The sequence below is a fragment of the Streptomyces lydicus genome (assembly GCF_000717345.1).
Taxonomy (GTDB): Bacteria; Actinomycetota; Actinomycetes; order Streptomycetales; family Streptomycetaceae; genus Streptomyces; species Streptomyces lydicus.
Map to the genome: position 1 here is coordinate 164,793 of NZ_JNZA01000006.1, position 16,137 is coordinate 180,929.

13 protein-coding genes and 1 riboswitch are annotated in these 16,137 nt (G+C 71.2%); of the genes, 9 read left to right on the forward strand and 4 right to left on the reverse strand.

All coding sequences use genetic code 11. From position 1 onward, the window contains the following. Window positions 1-339 precede the first annotated feature (339 nt). The 3 genes from OO62_RS07250 (at window position 340) to otsB (ending at window position 3,478) form a co-directional block, all read left to right on the forward strand. Window positions 340-1,608: an extracellular solute-binding protein gene (locus OO62_RS07250; RefSeq protein WP_033266389.1), complete on the forward strand. Its 1,269-nt coding sequence runs from the start codon at window positions 340-342 to the stop codon at window positions 1,606-1,608. Window positions 1,609-2,058: 450 nt separating this feature from the next. Further along, entirely contained in the window at window positions 2,059-2,277 is a 219-nt protein-coding gene (locus OO62_RS07255; protein WP_033266454.1) for a DUF3263 domain-containing protein, read from the forward strand. A gap of 298 nt (window positions 2,278-2,575) precedes the next feature. Next, on the forward strand, window positions 2,576-3,478 hold the full coding sequence (gene otsB / locus OO62_RS07260; protein WP_051732835.1) for a trehalose-phosphatase: 903 nt from the start codon (window positions 2,576-2,578) through the stop codon (window positions 3,476-3,478). A gap of 99 nt (window positions 3,479-3,577) precedes the next feature. On the opposite strand, the gene OO62_RS07265 is transcribed toward otsB, so the two are convergent. From OO62_RS07265 to OO62_RS07275, 3 genes are all read right to left on the reverse strand, one after another. After that, window positions 3,578-4,516 (reverse strand): polysaccharide deacetylase family protein, encoded by a 939-nt coding sequence (locus OO62_RS07265; protein ID WP_078617054.1) that lies wholly within the window; start codon window positions 4,514-4,516, stop codon window positions 3,578-3,580. Window positions 4,517-4,640: 124 nt separating this feature from the next. Then, window positions 4,641-6,080: an alpha,alpha-trehalose-phosphate synthase (UDP-forming) gene (locus tag OO62_RS07270; protein ID WP_033266390.1), complete on the reverse strand. Its 1,440-nt coding sequence runs from the start codon at window positions 6,078-6,080 to the stop codon at window positions 4,641-4,643. Window positions 6,081-6,130: 50 nt separating this feature from the next. Beyond that, window positions 6,131-7,093: a glucosyl-3-phosphoglycerate synthase gene (locus tag OO62_RS07275; protein ID WP_033266391.1), complete on the reverse strand. Its 963-nt coding sequence runs from the start codon at window positions 7,091-7,093 to the stop codon at window positions 6,131-6,133. A gap of 148 nt (window positions 7,094-7,241) precedes the next feature. Beyond that, window positions 7,242-7,390, forward strand: a riboswitch (SAM riboswitch). Between the two features lie 17 nt (window positions 7,391-7,407). Between OO62_RS07275 and thrC the strand changes: the two genes are divergently transcribed. The 6 genes from thrC (at window position 7,408) to OO62_RS07305 (ending at window position 14,462) form a co-directional block, all read left to right on the forward strand. Next, window positions 7,408-8,700: a threonine synthase gene (gene thrC / locus OO62_RS07280; RefSeq protein WP_033266392.1), complete on the forward strand. Its 1,293-nt coding sequence runs from the start codon at window positions 7,408-7,410 to the stop codon at window positions 8,698-8,700. A 52-nt stretch (window positions 8,701-8,752) separates the two neighbouring features. After that, on the forward strand, window positions 8,753-9,028 hold the full coding sequence (locus OO62_RS07285) for a MoaD/ThiS family protein (protein ID WP_033266393.1): 276 nt from the start codon (window positions 8,753-8,755) through the stop codon (window positions 9,026-9,028). Window positions 9,029-9,488: 460 nt separating this feature from the next. After that, entirely contained in the window at window positions 9,489-9,692 is a 204-nt protein-coding gene (locus OO62_RS07290; RefSeq protein ID WP_003986833.1) for a cold-shock protein, read from the forward strand. A 436-nt stretch (window positions 9,693-10,128) separates the two neighbouring features. Beyond that, entirely contained in the window at window positions 10,129-11,751 is a 1,623-nt protein-coding gene (gene groL, locus OO62_RS07295) for a chaperonin GroEL (RefSeq protein WP_033266394.1), read from the forward strand. Between the two features lie 359 nt (window positions 11,752-12,110). Next, window positions 12,111-12,830 carry a DUF998 domain-containing protein gene (locus OO62_RS07300; RefSeq protein WP_063738982.1) on the forward strand — a complete coding sequence of 240 codons (720 nt, stop codon included), beginning with the start codon at window positions 12,111-12,113 and terminating at the stop codon, window positions 12,828-12,830. A gap of 168 nt (window positions 12,831-12,998) precedes the next feature. Beyond that, the gene (locus OO62_RS07305) at window positions 12,999-14,462 is read left to right on the forward strand and encodes an FG-GAP-like repeat-containing protein (protein WP_033266395.1); all 1,464 of its coding nucleotides are present in this window, start codon (window positions 12,999-13,001) and stop codon (window positions 14,460-14,462) included. Here OO62_RS07305 and OO62_RS07310 read toward each other — a convergent pair. Continuing rightward, window positions 14,449-16,107 (reverse strand): PTS transporter subunit EIIC, encoded by a 1,659-nt coding sequence (locus OO62_RS07310; RefSeq protein WP_078617055.1) that lies wholly within the window; start codon window positions 16,105-16,107, stop codon window positions 14,449-14,451. The genes OO62_RS07305 and OO62_RS07310 overlap by 14 nt on opposite strands. Window positions 16,108-16,137: the final 30 nt, after the last annotated feature.

Consider the following 16,137-nt stretch of genomic DNA (forward strand, 5'->3'; position numbering starts at 1 on the left):
ATCACGGCGTACCACGGGGTGGAGCAACGGCGGGGGCCCGGGAGGTGCCGGGGGCGCCGATGGGCCGGACCCGGTGGCGTAGGTGGGCCGGACCCGGTGACGTCGGTGGGTCGAACCCGGTGGCCGCCGCGCGCCGCTCCCGGTGGCCTCCGCGTGCCGATCCCCGTGAAGGAAGTGTGGGAGCCCGATACCGAAGCGCAACCACCGGTGGTGTAGACCTTGTGGAGAACGCGCGGGAAGCTCGCTGTTCACGCCGGCCGAGGGCGATCCCCGAGACGGCGTAGGGATCCCCGGCAAGCACATGGTTTTCGGGAACGGGAAAAAGGGCGGTAAACAGAGGTGCAGCGGCGGTACTTGAGCGTGGCGGCGGCGGCGATGGCGGCCTCCATGACGCTGACTCTGACCGGCTGCGGCAGCGGATCGGGCGACGGCGACGTCACCCTCAAGCTGATCGCGGCGGACTACGGCGACAGCGAGGCCAACGGCTCCCAGCACTACTGGGACGAGCTCACCCGCGCCTTCGAGAAGAAGAACCCCGGCATCAAGGTCGACGTCCAGGTCTACAGCTGGAAGGACGTCGACAAGAAGGTCGAGGACCTCGTCAAGGACGGCCACGCCCCGGACCTCGCCCAGATCGGCGCGTACGCCGACTACGCCGCCAAGGGCAAGCTCTACAGCGCCGACCAGCTGCTCTCCATCCCCACCCAGGCCAACTTCCAGCCCTCCCTCGCGGAGGCCGGCGAGTACCAGCGGGTCCAGTACGGCATGCCCTTCGGCGCCAGCACCCGGCGGCTCTTCTACAACAAGAAGCTGTTCACCCAGGCCGGCATCACCGCCCCGCCGCAGAGCTGGAGCGACATAGCCCACGACGCCCAGCTGCTGAAGGCACGCGGCGTCAAGATGCCCTACGCGCTGCCGCTCGGCCCGGAGGAGACCCAGGCCGAGACGCTGATGTGGATGCTCAGCGGGGGCGGCGGCTACACCGACAGCATCGGCAAGTACCGCATCGATTCGCCGGAGAACATCAAGACCTTCGACTGGCTGAAGGACAACCTCGTCGGCAAGGGCCTGACCGGCACCGACCCTGCCAAGCTCAACCGCGAGGACGCCTTCCAGGGCTTCGCCGACGGCGACGTCGGCATGCTCAACGGCCACCCCACCCTCATGAAGCAGGCCGCGGCCAAGGGCATCGACTACGGCACCGTCGAGCTGCCCGGCATCGACGGCAAGGCCAAGACCACCATGGGTGTCGCCGACTGGATGATGGCGTTCAAGCAGAACGGCCACCGCGCCGAGGCCGGCAAGTTCCTCGACTTCGTCTACAGCAACAAGAACGTCGAGAAGTTCTCCGGCGACTACGGCCTGCTGCCGGTCACCACCTCCGCCACGCAGGACATGCTCGCCGACGACAAGTACGCCAAGCTGCACGGCTTCCTCAAGCAGCTCGCCAACGCCGAGTTCTACCCGGCGAACAAGACCTCCTGGCCGCTGGTCTCCAAGACCGTCAAGGCCAAGATGGGCGCCGCAGTCGGCCCTGACGGCAACCCGGCCGGCGTCCTCACCGACATCCAGAACACGGCGGACGAGGCCGACAACACCACGGGCTGACGTTCCGTCGCGCCGCGTCGGGGGCGCGGCCGGGGCTCGCCCCGCCGCACCCCCACCCGCTACACTCCGAGGGAACTGATTACTCTCCGTAATCGTTGCCGTAACAAGGAACAAGCGGCGGCGGACAACGGGAGCGGCCGGTGGGGCACCGGTGGGCACCGGTGGGGCAGAGCTCTCAGGGCCCTCAGGGCCCTCAGGCCGAAGGGCCTGTCAGACCCTGCGCCTATCGTGGAAAACGTGACAACGAGCGACAGCCCCGACACGGAGGACCCGCGCGGTGCGGAGAACGACTTGAGCGGTACGGGCGGCCCGGCCGGTGCGGAGAACCCGAGCGGCGCGGACGACCTGTGCGGTACGGACAACCTCGGCGGCGCGGACGACCTCGGCGGTACGGACGACTCCGGCGGCGCGGATGACCTCGGCGGTACGGGGAGCACGAGCGCCTCGGGTCTGTCCGCTCGGGACGAGGCCGTGCTCGCCGTGGAAAGCCGCTCCTGGCAGGGCCCCGGCCCGAAGGAGCGCGCCATCCGCGAGCAGCTCGGCATCTCCCCGACCCGCTACTACCAGCTCCTCAACGCCCTGCTCGACGACCCCCAGGCGCTCGCCCACGCCCCCGTCACGGTCAACCGCCTGCGGCGCGTACGCGACGCCCGCCGCGCCCGCCGCTGACACCGCCTGCCGGAAGCGCCGCTGACCCCGCCCACGCCGGCCCGCCGGTGGCCCGCCGTGCCGCCCGCGCCCGGGCCTGTCGCCCGGGTCGGTCTGGGCCCGTCGCCCGCTCCCGGACCCGTCGGCCGCCCGCGGGCCCGCCAGCCGGCCCCCGGGGATCCGTCCCCCGGACCTGCCGCCCGTGTCCCGCCCGCCCGCGGGCCCGCCGCCCACCCTCTCGCGCCTGACGTCCCGACCCGCCGGGGGCATGCGCCCGTGCCCCCGCCGTGCGCCCGGCCTTCGCCGGTAGGGTCGGCGCATGGGCAGCTCCCCGAACGTCGAGCCGACATCCGAACCCGAGCGTGCACCCGGCCGCCTGCCGACGCCGCGGACACCCGCAGGCCGCGACGGCCTCGCCGCGTTGCTGGCGCACCCCGAACGCGTCGTCGTGGCCCTCGACTTCGACGGCACCCTCGCTGACATCGTCCCCGACCCGGAGCAGGCCCGGGCCCACGAGGGCGCCGTCGCCGCGCTGGCCCGCCTCGTGCCCCATCTGCAAGCGGCCGCAGTGATCACCGGCCGGCCGGCCACCGTGGCGGTCCGCCTCGGCGGTTTCGACTCGGTGCCCGGGCTGGAGCACCTCACCGTCCTCGGCCACTACGGCGCCGAGCGCTGGGAGGCGGCCACCGGTACGCTCCACGCTCCGCCGCCGCATCCCGGTGTCGCCGCCATACAGGCCGAACTCCCCGGCGTGCTGGACACCTCGGGGGTCTGGCACGGCACCTGGGTCGAGACCGCCATCGAGCGCAAGGGCGGCCGCGCCATCGCCGTGCACACCCGCCGCGCCGACGACCCCCAGGGCGCCTTCGAGCGGCTGCGCGGGCCGCTCACCGAACTCGCCGAGCGCCATGGCCTGATCGTCGAGCCGGGCCGCTACGTGCTGGAGCTGCGCCCGCCGGGCATGGACAAGGGCGTCGCCCTCGCGGACTGGATCCGTGAGACCGGGGCAGCGACGGTCCTCTACGCCGGCGACGACCTTGGCGACCTGGCCGCCTTCGCCGCCGTCGAGGAACTCCGTGCGAAGGGGCTGACGGGCGTCCTGGTCTGCAGCGGCAGCGACGAGGTGACCGAACTGGCGGACCGGGCCGACCTGGTGGTCGACGGTCCGGCCGGCGTGGTGGGCCTGTTGACGGCCCTCGCGGAGCACCTCGACAACAGCTGATCCACGACGCCCACCCACGACGCCCACCCACGCCACCCCCCCCACCCACGACGCCCGCGCACGACGCCCACGCCGTCCCGGCGTAGCGCCCGTCAGCCCCTAAGCCCCCTCCGCCGTGCCCGCGTAATGTGTCGCGATGTCGTCGCTGGTGGTCAGCCAGACGCCGGGGTGGTTCGTGACGTACTCCAGTGCCTCGTCGAGGTACTTGTGGCGGAAGGGCTGGCCGATGACGAAGGGGTGCAGGGCGAGCGACATCACGCGGCCGCCGTCCGCCGCGTCCTCGTGGAGCTGGTCCAGCTGGTCCTTGACGACGCGTACGAAGTCGGGGCCGGTGAGGCCCTTGCTGACGAAGAGTCCGATGTCGTTGAGCTCGACCGAGTACGGCACGCTCAGCATCCCGGGCACGTTCAGCCGGTAGGGCTGGTCGTCGTTGGTCCAGTCGAGGACGTAGTCGAGGCCGAGTTCGGCGAGCAGTTCCGGGGTGCGGAAGGTTTCGGTGAGGGCCGGGCCCATCCAGCCGCGCGGCCGCCGGCCGGTGGTCTTCTCCAGGGAGTCGAGCATCTCCACCAGATAGGCGCGCTCCTCCTCGGGCTCCATGTCGGCCTGGAAGGTGGAGTTGTTCTTGCCGTGGGCGAGCCAGGCCCAGTCCCGGGCGCGGCCCGCCTCGATGATCTGCGGGTAGCGTTCCCCGGCCTCGGAGTTGAGCAGCGCGCTGGCGCGCAGGCCGTGCCGGTCGAGCGCCTTCAGCAGCCGCCAGAAGCCCACCCGGGGGCCGTAGTCGCGCCAGCCGTAGTTCAGCGGGTCCGGTGTCAGCCCGGCGGTGCCGGCGAAGGTGCTGGTCGAGGGGCGGTCGATCCGGTAGTGCTCGATGTTCAGGCCGACGTAGAAGGCGACCCGGGCGCCGCCCGGCCACCGGATCGGCGCGCGCCCGACGATCGGGCTGTAGTCGTAGAGCGGGTGGTCCGAGTGGCTGCGGAGCTGGTTGTCCCCGTGGGGGCGGGGGTGGTTTTCCGGGGCGTTGTGGAGCGGGTCGTTCATGGGGCTCACCTCGTAAGCGCTGGGTGCCGTGGGGTCGTGGCAACCAGGCTCGAACCCTCACACTTGTGTGAGGCTCAAGGCGGCACGGTGTGACGCCGCTCACAGTGGCGCGGGTGGCGGTGGCTCAGCCGGTCAGCGCCCGCAGCTGCCGGAGGAACCACTGCGCCGGCGGCAGCGCGGTGGCCGCCGCCGTCAGCCGCTCGGTCCGCCGGCTGCGCTCCGTCGCGTCCATGGTCAGCGCCTCGTGCAGCGCCTGCGCGGTGCCGGTGACGTCGAACGGGTTGACGGTCAGGGCGTCCGCGCCGAGCTCCTCGTGGGCGCCGGCCTCCCGCGACAGGACCAGGGCGCAGCCGCGGTCGGAGACCACCGGGATCTCCTTCGCGACGAGGTTCATCCCGTCGCGGATCGGGTTGACCAGCGCCACGTCGGCCAGCCGGTACGCGGCCAGCGACCGCGCGAAGTCGTCCTTCACGTGCAGCACGACGGGCCGCCAGTCGGCCGTGCCGAACTCCGCGTTGATCTCCTCGGCGAGCCGGCCGACCTCCGCGGTGTACTCGCGGTAGACGGCCAGATCCTGGCGCGACGGATAGGCGAAGGCGAGGTGCACGACGCGTTCGCGCCACGTGGGGCGGTCCGTCAGCAGCTGCCGGTAGGCGAGCATGCCCCGCACGATGTTCTTCGACAGCTCCGTCCGGTCCACCCGGACGATGGTCCTGCGTGCCGTCCCGTCCGGGCCGGTGCCGATCTCTTCGTGCAGCGCGGCCTTCCGTTCGGCGACGTCCGCCCGGTGCGACCGCTCCTGGAGGAATTCGGCGTCCGCGCCGAGGCCGTAGACCCCGATCCGGGTGCCGCGGGTGCCGCCGGTGACCGCGGCGCAGCAGGCGCTGAACGCGTCCGCCCAGCGGTGTGTGAGGAAGCCGAGCTGGTCGGCGCCCAGCATCCCGCGCAGCAGCTGCTCGGCGATGTCGTCCGGCAGCATCCGGAAGTACTCCGGCGGCGCCCACGGCGTGTGGGAGAAGTGCGCGATGCGCACGTCGGGCCGCAGGGCGCGCAGCAGGCCCGGCACCAGCGCCAGGTGGTAGTCCTGCACCAGCACCGCCGCGCCCTCGGCGGCCTCGTCGGCCAGGGCCTGCGCGAAGGCGCGGTTGTACGCCTCGTACGAGGTCCACTGCGCGCGGAACTCCGCGCCGAAGGCGGGCTCCAGCGGCGTCTGGTACAGCATGTGGTGGACGAACCACAGCACCGAGTTCGCGATGCCGTTGTAGGCGTCGGCGTGCACGTCGGGCGGGATGTCCAGCATCCGGACGCGCTGTCCACCGGTGTCGGACGGATCCAGTTTGCCGCCGCTGCGCCGTACGGCCTCCCGGTCGCCGTCCCCGAGCGCGGCGCACACCCACACCGCGTCGGTGTCGGGCCCGATCGCCGACAGTCCGGAGACCAGTCCGCCGCCGCCCCGCTTGGCGGTCAGCGTCCCGTCCTCTCCCAGGGCGTACGACACCGGTCCGCGGTTGGACGCGACGAGAACCTCGGCACCTGTCTGGACCGCATTGCGCTCGGAGACCATGTCGCGACATGTAACCCGCGACAGATCCGCGCAAACGTGCGGAGCGCGGGTCAGGCCGCGCGTCGCGCCGCGTACTCCGGGATTTCGGCCATCGGGGGGCGTTCCTCGGTGTCCACGTCGGTCGTGCGCGGGACGAAGCCCTGTTCGCCGCGGTCGAACTGGGTGAGGCGGGGGCGTACCAAGTGGCCGCGGGTGAGGCGGAGTTGGGCGGTGCGGTAGATGGCGGCGGCCATCCGTCCCAGGGCCTGGCTGTCCTGGTGGCGGTGTTTGCGGACGCCGACGTCCACCTGGGCCAGGGCGTCCAGGCCGACGGTGTGCAGGGCGTCGACGAGCAGGCCGAGCTCGACGCCGTAGCCGACGGGGAAGGGCAGGCGCTCCAGGAGGGAGCGGCGGGCCGCGTACTCGCCGCCGAGGGGCTGGACGAAACCGGCCAGCTGCGGCCAGTGCAGGTTGAGGACCGGGCGGGCGACGAGTTCGGTGACCCGGCCGCCCTGGCCGGCGCCGGCGGTGTGCGCCCCGGCCTCCAGGGGGCGGTCGTACATCGCCTTCACGAACTGGATCTCGGGGTCGGTCAGCAGCGGGCCGATGATCCCGGAGACGAAGGTGGCGGAGAACTCCCGCAGGTCGGCGTCGATGAAGCAGACGATGTCGCCGGAGGTGACCAGCAGCGAGCGCCAGAGGACCTCGCCCTTGCCGGGCAGTGCGGGCAGCCGGGGCAGGACGGTGTCGCGGTGCACGACCCGGGCGCCGGCCGCCGCCGCGACCTCGGCGGTGCGGTCGGTGGAGCCGGAGTCCAGCACCACCAGCTCGTCGACCAGGGGGACGGTCCCGGTCATCAGCTCGGCGCGGATCGTGGCGACGATCGCCCCGACCGTGGCCTCCTCGTCGAGCGCCGGCAGGACGACGCTGACCGTACGACCGGTCTGGCGCTTGGCTTCCAGCAGCTGCCCCAGTGGGCGGTCCGCGGCGGACCAGGAGCGGCTGGTCAGCCAGCGCTCCACCTCTTCCAGCACGTGAACACCTCTCGCGTGTGATCCATCTCGCGGTTCGGACGACTATCTCAACTGTCAGGGCCTTCGGTTACAGTCTTGAACAACGCGGATGGCCATCGCATGTCGGGGTCACCGCAACAAACGCCTGGGTTTCGGCCCAGCGCCATACCGCTCATCCAGAGGGGCAGAGGGATACGGCCCGTTGAAGCCCCGGCAACCCTCCAGTCGGTCTTGCCGCGCCGAGCGCGCGCGAGGCTCCCGGCTAGGGAAGGTGCCAAATCCGTCTCGTGGCGAGATGCGTCGCGAGGAAGATGAGGAGAAAGGGCCTCGCCTCCATGGCTGTGCACAGCACCGAAACCGCCGCAAACACCCCCTCCGTCGCCCTGGGACCCGCCACCGCGCTGTCCTGCCGCGAATGCGGTGAACGGTTCGACCTCGGCCCCCTCTTCGCCTGCGCGACGTGTTTCGGGCCGCTCGAAGTCGCCTACGACCTGCCGAGCGGCGACCCCGAGAGCCTGAAGAAGCAGATCGAGGCCGGCCCGGACAACATCTGGCGCTATGCCCCGCTGCTGCCGGTGCCCACCGACGTCGCGGACAAGCCGAACCTCAACCCCGGCTTCACCAAGCTCGTCAAGGCCGACCGGCTCGCCGCCGAGCTGGGCGTCACCGGCGGCCTGTACGTCAAGGACGACTCCGGCAATCCGACGCACTCCTTCAAGGACCGCGTCGTCGCCATCGCCGTCGAGGCGGCCCGCGCCTTCGGCTTCACGACCCTGTCCTGCTCCTCCACCGGCAACCTCGCCGGGGCGGTCGGCGCCGCGGCCCGCCGCGCCGGCTTCAAGTCCTGCGTCTTCATCCCGCACGACCTGGAGGCCGGCAAGGTCGTCATGGCCGCTGTCTACGGCGGCGACCTGGTCGGCATCGAGGGCAACTACGACGACGTCAACCGCTTCTGCTCGGAGCTCATCGGCGACCCGCTGGGCGAGGGCTGGGGCTTCGTCAACGTCAACCTGCGCCCGTACTACGGCGAGGGGTCCAAGACCCTCGCGTACGAGATCTGCGAGCAGCTCGGCTGGCAGCTGCCCGACCAGCTCGTCATCCCGATCGCGTCCGGCTCCCAGCTGACGAAGATCGACAAGGGGCTCAAGGAGCTGATCGCCCTCGGCCTGGTCGAGGACAAGCCGTACAAGATCTTCGGTGCCCAGGCGGAGGGCTGCTCCCCGGTGTCGACGGCCTTCAAGGCCGGGCACGACGTCGTACGCCCCCAGAAGCCGAAGACCATCGCCAAGTCGCTGGCGATCGGCAACCCGGCCGACGGCCCGTACGTGCTGGACATCGCCCGCCGTACGGGCGGCGCGGTCGAGGACGTCAACGACGAGCAGATCGTGGACGCGATCAAGCTGCTGGCGCGGACCGAGGGGATCTTCGCGGAGACCGCGGGCGGCGTGACCGTCGGCGTCACCAAGAAGCTCATCGAGGACGGCCTCCTCGACCCGTCCCTGACCACCGTCGTGCTCAACACGGGTGACGGACTCAAGACGCTTGACGCCGTCGCGCCGACCTCCGGGCCCACGGCCACGATCCGTCCGAACCTGGACGCGTTCCGCGCGGCCGGTCTCGCCGGCTGAGCCGCGGCGCCCAGAACCCGTACTCCGTATTTCCTGTCCGGAAGGCAGAACCATGAGCGTCAAGGTCCGCATCCCCACCATCCTCCGCACCTACACCGGCGGTGAGGCCGAGGTCACCGCCGAGGGCGCGACCCTCTCCGAGGTGATCGCCGACCTGGAGAAGAACCACCAGGGCATCGCGGCCCGGGTGCTGGACGACACCGGCAAGCTGCGCCGCTTCGTGAACGTCTACGTCAACGACGACGACGTGCGCTTCGAGCAGGGCCTGGAGACGGCGACCCCGGACGGTGCGGGCGTGTCGATCATCCCGGCGGTCGCCGGAGGCTGACCCGCAGGCGCGGCGCGCGCCCGGGAGGGTGCAGTAATTGCGCCATCTCTTTCCCCTTCTTGACCGGAATTGCCCCGTCCAGCCAAATCGGACGGGGCAATTCCGCTTTCCGAAAGGGGATACCATCAGGGTGATCCCCCTCCGGATATCCCCGCGAGCATGCCGAGCGCAGTGGAAACCGCGGAGAGTTGTGCCCAAAGTGTGTGCGGTATTTGTCGCCTAAGTGCGCGTATGCCCGGCCCGACTTGCCCCGGAGAATCGGGATTTCATCGCATATTGCCGTTTCCCCGGCGCCAGAATTCTCGTCCGATTGACCTGTTGCGCTGGGCATCTGTCCAGATACATTCAGCGGCGGTCGACGCGTTCCGGCGCACACCCCACGGGCCTTTCGCGGGGTGAGGTCTGACCCGGGTCCGCGGAGTGCGGTCCTGCGCAAGGGCCAGTAATAGGGGAGTTAGGCATGGCTCAGGGCACCGTCAAGTGGTTCAACGCGGAGAAGGGGTACGGCTTCATCGCGGTCGACGGTGGTGCGGATGTATTCGTCCACTACAGCGCGATCCAGATGGACGGTTACCGCACCCTTGAGGAGGGCCAGCGGGTCGAGTTCGAGATCTCGCAGGGCCAGAAGGGGCCGCAGGCGGACATGGTCCGGGTGGCCGGCTGAGGCGCCGACCGACTGCTGCGTAGGGAAGGTCCGTACCCCTGGAGGGGGTGCGGGCCTTCTGCCTGTCCGGGGCCCGGGCGGACCGCCCGCGCACCCGTGCGACGCGCCCCAGGAGTCCCCGACGCTTCCCCTGACGGCTTGCGCCCACCCGTCACCCGGCCACCGCCCCTCATCGACGCTTCTTCGAAGCGGCTTGCTCCCACCCGTCGCCCGACCCCCACCCCTCATCGACGCTTCTTCGAAGCGGCTTGCACTCTCCATGCCCGAGTGCTAATCATTGCGTTAGCACTCTCCCAGTGAGAGTGACAACGAAGGACCGGGTCGGTGAGGCCCGCAGGCCGGGTGGGGCAAGGAACCACACAGGTTTGCAGGTCGTCCGTCGCGGGCGCCAGCGCGGTCCGGAGCAATCCACCCCAGTCCGGGAGGACCACTTCACATGGCCAAGATCATCGCGTTCGACGAGGAGGCACGGCGCGGTCTCGAGCGCGGGATGAACCAGCTCGCCGACGCCGTCAAGGTCACCCTCGGCCCCAAGGGCCGCAACGTCGTCCTCGAGAAGAAGTGGGGCGCCCCCACGATCACCAACGATGGTGTTTCCATCGCCAAGGAGATCGAGCTCGAGGACCCGTACGAGAAGATCGGCGCCGAGCTGGTCAAGGAGGTCGCGAAGAAGACGGACGACGTCGCCGGTGACGGCACGACGACCGCGACCGTCCTGGCCCAGGCTCTGGTCCGCGAGGGCCTGCGCAACGTCGCCGCGGGTGCCAACCCGATGGCGCTGAAGCGCGGCATCGAGCGCGCCGTCGAGGCTGTCTCCGCCGCCCTGCTGGAGCAGGCGAAGGACGTGGAGACCAAGGAGCAGATCGCCTCCACCGCCTCCATCTCCGCCGCTGACACCCAGATCGGCGAGCTCATCGCCGAGGCGATGGACAAGGTCGGCAAGGAAGGCGTCATCACCGTCGAGGAGTCCCAGACCTTCGGTCTGGAGCTGGAGCTCACCGAGGGTATGCGCTTCGACAAGGGCTACATCTCGGCGTACTTCGCCACCGACATGGAGCGTATGGAGGCGTCGCTCGACGACCCGTACATCCTCATCGTCAACTCGAAGATCGGCAACGTGAAGGACCTCCTTCCGCTGCTCGAGAAGGTCATGCAGTCCGGCAAGCCGCTGCTGATCATCGCCGAGGACGTCGAGGGCGAGGCCCTGTCGACCCTGGTCGTCAACAAGATCCGCGGCACCTTCAAGTCCGTCGCCGTCAAGGCCCCGGGCTTCGGTGACCGTCGCAAGGCCATGCTCGGTGACATCGCCATCCTCACCGGTGGCACCGTCATCTCCGAGGAGGTCGGTCTCAAGCTGGAGAACGCCTCCCTCGACCTGCTCGGCCGCGCCCGCAAGGTCGTCATCACCAAGGACGAGACCACCATCGTCGACGGTGCCGGTGACAGCGAGCAGGTCCAGGGCCGGGTCAACCAGATCCGCGCCGAGATCGAGAACAGCGACTCGGACTACGACCGCGAGAAGCTCCAGGAGCGTCTGGCGAAGCTGGCCGGCGGCGTGGCCGTCATCAAGGCCGGTGCCGCCACCGAGGTCGAGCTCAAGGAGCGCAAGCACCGCATCGAGGACGCCGTTCGCAACGCGAAGGCGGCCGTCGAGGAGGGCATCGTCGCCGGCGGTGGCGTCGCCCTGCTCCAGGCTTCCCAGGTCTTCGAGAAGCTGGAGCTGGACGGCGACGAGGCCACCGGTGCCAACGCCGTGAAGCTGGCCCTGGAGGCCCCGCTCAAGCAGATCTCCGTCAACGGCGGCCTCGAGGGTGGCGTCGTCGTGGAGAAGGTGCGCAACCTGCCCGTCGGCCACGGCCTGAACGCCGCGACCGGTGAGTACGTCGACATGATCGCCGAGGGCATCATCGACCCGGCGAAGGTCACGCGCTCCGCCCTGCAGAACGCCGCGTCCATCGCCGCGCTGTTCCTCACCACCGAGGCCGTCATCGCCGACAAGCCGGAGAAGGCCGCCGCGGCCGCTCCGGGCGGCATGCCCGGCGGTGACATGGACTTCTGATCCCCGCGGATCACACGTCCAGACGTACGTCGGGGCGGCACCCTCCTCCCAGGGGGTGCCGCCCCGGCGGCATTTCCGGTACCTCCGCGGGCCGCTTCGCCTGCGTCCCGCGCCGCCCCGCTCCGGCTGCTGCCCGCGCCGCTTCACGAACGAGCCATACGAACGAGCCATGCGGCTCGCCGAGATCGTGGGGTCATGACACGGTGATGGTTACTCTGTGCACCAGATCGCATGTGGACAGTGACCGAAGTGGATCACCGGGGCGTACGCGCTCCCCGCGATCCCGGCCGTGAAGGGGTGTGCGTGCACATCAGGAAGCACAGGGACACCACCGGTTCGCCCACGGACCACCGCTGATCATGTTCATCGGTGGACGGTCCTCGCGCCAGGCCCGCGGAACGGCACGCGCGGGCGCCCTGCTCTTCGCCGTGGCGGCGGTGCTCTACAACGGCTGGCTCCTGGAATTCCTGCTGCCGACCCACCTGGACCCACGCCACTCGTACGTCAGCGAGCTCTACGCCGCAGACCAGCCCTTCCGGCCGCTCTTCGGCGGCATCGAGAGCGGCTGCGCGGTGCTCGTCATCATGGGCGCGCTGCTGGCCTGCGGCATCGCCCGCGGCGCCTGGACCCGGTACGGCTGCGCGGCCCTGGCCGGCCTCGGCCTGTCCTCCCTCGCCGACGTCCTGGTGCCGATGCGCTGCGCGCCCTCGGTGGAGCGCGCCTGCGAGGCGGTCCATCCGTGGCACACGGTCACCAGCGCCCTGGCCCACTTCTTCCTCTTCGCCTCGATGGCGCTGCTGAGCCGGGCCGCCGTGACCGACGGGTCCCGCAGCTCGCTGATCGGGCGCTGGGGCCCGCGGGTGCTCGCCGTGGCGCTGCCGTCCGCCATCTGCACGGTGGGCCCGCTCTTCGGCCGTCCCGGCTGGCACGGCATTCCGCAGCGCATCCATCTGGTGCTGGTGGGCGTGTGGTTCACCCTGCTGGCGGCCGAGCTGGCGCGGGCGGCGGTACGGCGGCGGGACGAGGAGGGCGGCGGCCGGGGCCGGGCGCCCGAAGCGACGCCCATCGGCGCGCCCTGACACCCCTTCGCCTCTTCCCCTCCTGGCGGCTTCGTGTCGTCGTGTCTTCGCTTTTCCTCCGTGTCTCCTTCACGGGTTCGCTACAACCATCGTCGGGTTCCGCGGGTCTCCTGTTCACCAACCGTGCAACGTCAACTGCCCTACGCGCACAGGGAGAACGAGCCCCGCATGCCCAAGCATCTCCGTACGACCCTGGTCACCGCGGCCGCCACCGCGCTCGCGGCCGGACTGCTGACCGCGGCCACCGGCACCGCCTCGGCCGCGCCGGCCGCCAACGGCCGCCAGGGGGACTTCAACGGCGACGGCTACCGCGACCTCGCCGTCGCCGCGCCGGCCGCCACCGTCGACGGCAAGCAGCGCGCCGGTGCGCTCACCGTCCTCTACGGCTCGGCACACGGCATCGACGCCTCCCGGCACGTCACCCTGAGCCAGAACTCCCCGGGGGTGCCGGGTGCGGCCGAGGCCGGCGACCTCTTCGGCGCGAGCCTGGCCGCAGGTGACTTCAACTCCGACGGGTTCGCCGACCTCGCCGTGTCTGCGCCGTACGAAGACGTCGCGGGCGACGCGGACGGCGGCACCGTGCAGATCCTGTGGGGCGCCGCGGGCGGACTCTCCGGCAGCGGCAGCGCCACCCTCGCCGATCCGGCGCCCTCCCGGCACGACCGCTTCGGCGCGGCCCTGGCCGCCGGCGACTTCGACCGGGACGGCACGGCCGACCTCGCCGTCGGCACCTCCTCGTCGACGCTGCACGTCTTCAAGGGCGGCATCAGCAGGTCCGGCGCGCCCGGCGCGCACACGGCCATCGCGCTGCCGATCCTCGGGGAGGCCACCAACGGCATCCTCAACCTGACCGCCGGTGAGGTCACCGACCAGGGCTACACCGATCTCGTCGTCAGCGCCTACGACAACCGGAGCCCGTACTTCAACGTCAACTACTACCTGCCGGGCACCCCGGCGGGGCTGTCCGCGGCGCGCGCCCAGCGGCTGCCCGCGGGGATCATCACGGCCATCGGCGATGTCACCGGCGACGGCTTCGGTGACCTCGTCACCGGTGTGCTCTTCGACGACAAGGTGCCCGGCAGCACCAAGGGCGGCAAGGTCAACGTCATCCACGGCTCGGCGTCCGGCCCGCGCATGGACCGGATCGAGACCATCACCCAGGAGTCCGGCGCGATCCCCGGCAGCTCCGAGACGGGCGACAAGTTCGGCTACGAGGTGAGCGTCGGCGACATCAACGGCGACGGTGTGCAGGACCTGGCCATCGGGGCCGCCACCGAGACCGTCGACGGGGCGAGCCGGACCGGCGCGGTCACCGTGCTGCGTGGCTCCCGGGCGGGCGTGGACACCGTCCACAACGTGCAGTACTTCCACCAGAACTCGCCGGGCGTTCCGGGAGCCAACGAGAAGGACGACCTCTTCGGTGGTGAGGTCTTCCTCTCCGACCTCAACGGCGACAAGAAGGCGGATCTGACCGTCGGGGCGACGTACGAGAACGGGGGCGACGGCGCGGTCATCACCCTTCCCTCCGACGGCACCCGGCTGACCACGACGGGCTCGCGCTTCCTCGCGCCGTCGGCGGTGGGCCTCTCGACCGCGGGCGCGCCGCAGTTCGGCAGCATCATGGCGGGGTGAGCGTGACCGGGGGCGCGGCGGCGGGGCGGGGCGCGGGCTGCGGGCCCGCCCCGGCGTCCGCGTCCGTGTCCGTGCCCTTGTCCTTGTCCTTGTTCGTGTCCTTCTCCGTGCCCGTGCCCGTTGGGGCCTGCGCGTCCGGGGCCGTGTTCAGTTCGGCCCGTTGCTGTGTGCCGAGGCCGAAGAAGTACGTGGCGAGGAAGCCGGTGACGTAGCCGACGGCGAGGCCCAGGGCGTAGACGACGAGCGTCGTGGCGAGGCCCTGGCCTCCCTTGACCAGGGGGAACAGGGCCCAGCCCGAGGGGCCGATGGCGGTGGAGCCGACCGTGTCGCCGAGTTGGTTGAACAGGCCGATGAAGCCGCCGCCGCAGGCGCCGCCGAGGCAGGCGGTGAGGAAGGGGCGGCCCAGCGGGAGCGAGACGCCGTAGATCAGGGGCTCGCCGACGCCCAGCAGGCCGGCCGGGAGCGCGGACTTGATGGTCGTCCGCAGCGAACGGTTGCGGGGGAGCCGGAGGTAGAGGGCGAGGGCGGCGCCGACCTGGCCGGCGCCGGCCATGGCCAGGATCGGGAGCAGGACGGTGTAGCCCTGCTGCTGGATGAGGGTGGCGTGGATCGGGATCAGCGCCTGGTGCAGGCCGAGCATGACCAGGGGGAGGAAGAGGCCGCCGAGGAGGAAGCCGGCGAACGCGCCGCCGTGCGCCAGCAGCCAGGTGGCGAGGGTGCCGAGGGCGGTGGAGACCTCGCCGGCGACGTACATCAGGCCGAAGACCGTGACCAGGCCCGTGACCAGGACCGTGACGGTCGGGGTGACCAGCACGTCCAGTGCCGCGGGGACGACCGCCCGGCACTTCTTCTCCACCTGGACGGCGAGCAGCGCGGCGGCCAGCGCACCGAGCACGCCGCCCTGCCCGGGGGAGAGGTGCTGGCCGAAGGCGGTGATGTGGGTGACGCCGGGGAAGACGATGACCGCGGCGACCGCGCCGCCCAGGACGGGCGTGCCGCCGAACTCCTTGGCGGTGTTGTGGCCGACGAAGACCGCGATCAGCGACATGAAGCCGGAGGCGAGGGCGGTGAGCGCGGGGACGACGGCGGGCAGCCGGCCGAGGTTGGTGAGCAGGCCGCTGAGGCCGGCGATGATGCCGCAGCCGATCAGTGCCGGGATCAGCGGGACGAAGATGTTGGCGATCCGGCGCAGGAAGAGCTTGCCGGGGGTGGCGTTCCTGGCCTTCTGACGGGCCTTGAGTGCGGCGCCCCGGTCGGCCAGCTGCTCGGCGGTGATGGCGGACGCGGTGGTGGTGCCGAGTGCGGTGGTGGCGGGTGTGGTGGTGGCGTCCGCCGTGGTGGCGGGTGTGGCGGGCGCCGGTTCCGGTGCGGGCTCGGGGTGGCTGCGGGCCTGTTCCACCAGGCGTTCGAGCTCGGGGGTGACCCGGGCGACGGTCCCGGGGCCCAGCACGATCTGGTACGTGTCGTCCTCGACCACGCCCATGACGGCCGGCAGTGCCCGGAGCGCCTCGTCGTGGACCAGTGAGCGGTCCCGGATGCCGAGGCGGAGCCGGGTCATGCAGTGGGCGACGGAGGTGACGTTCCCGGCGCCGCCGACGAGCGGGAGAAGCGCGGCGGCGGTGGCGCGGTTCGGGTCTTCGGACATGTGGGTGCCTTGCTGTGGTGACGAACAAGG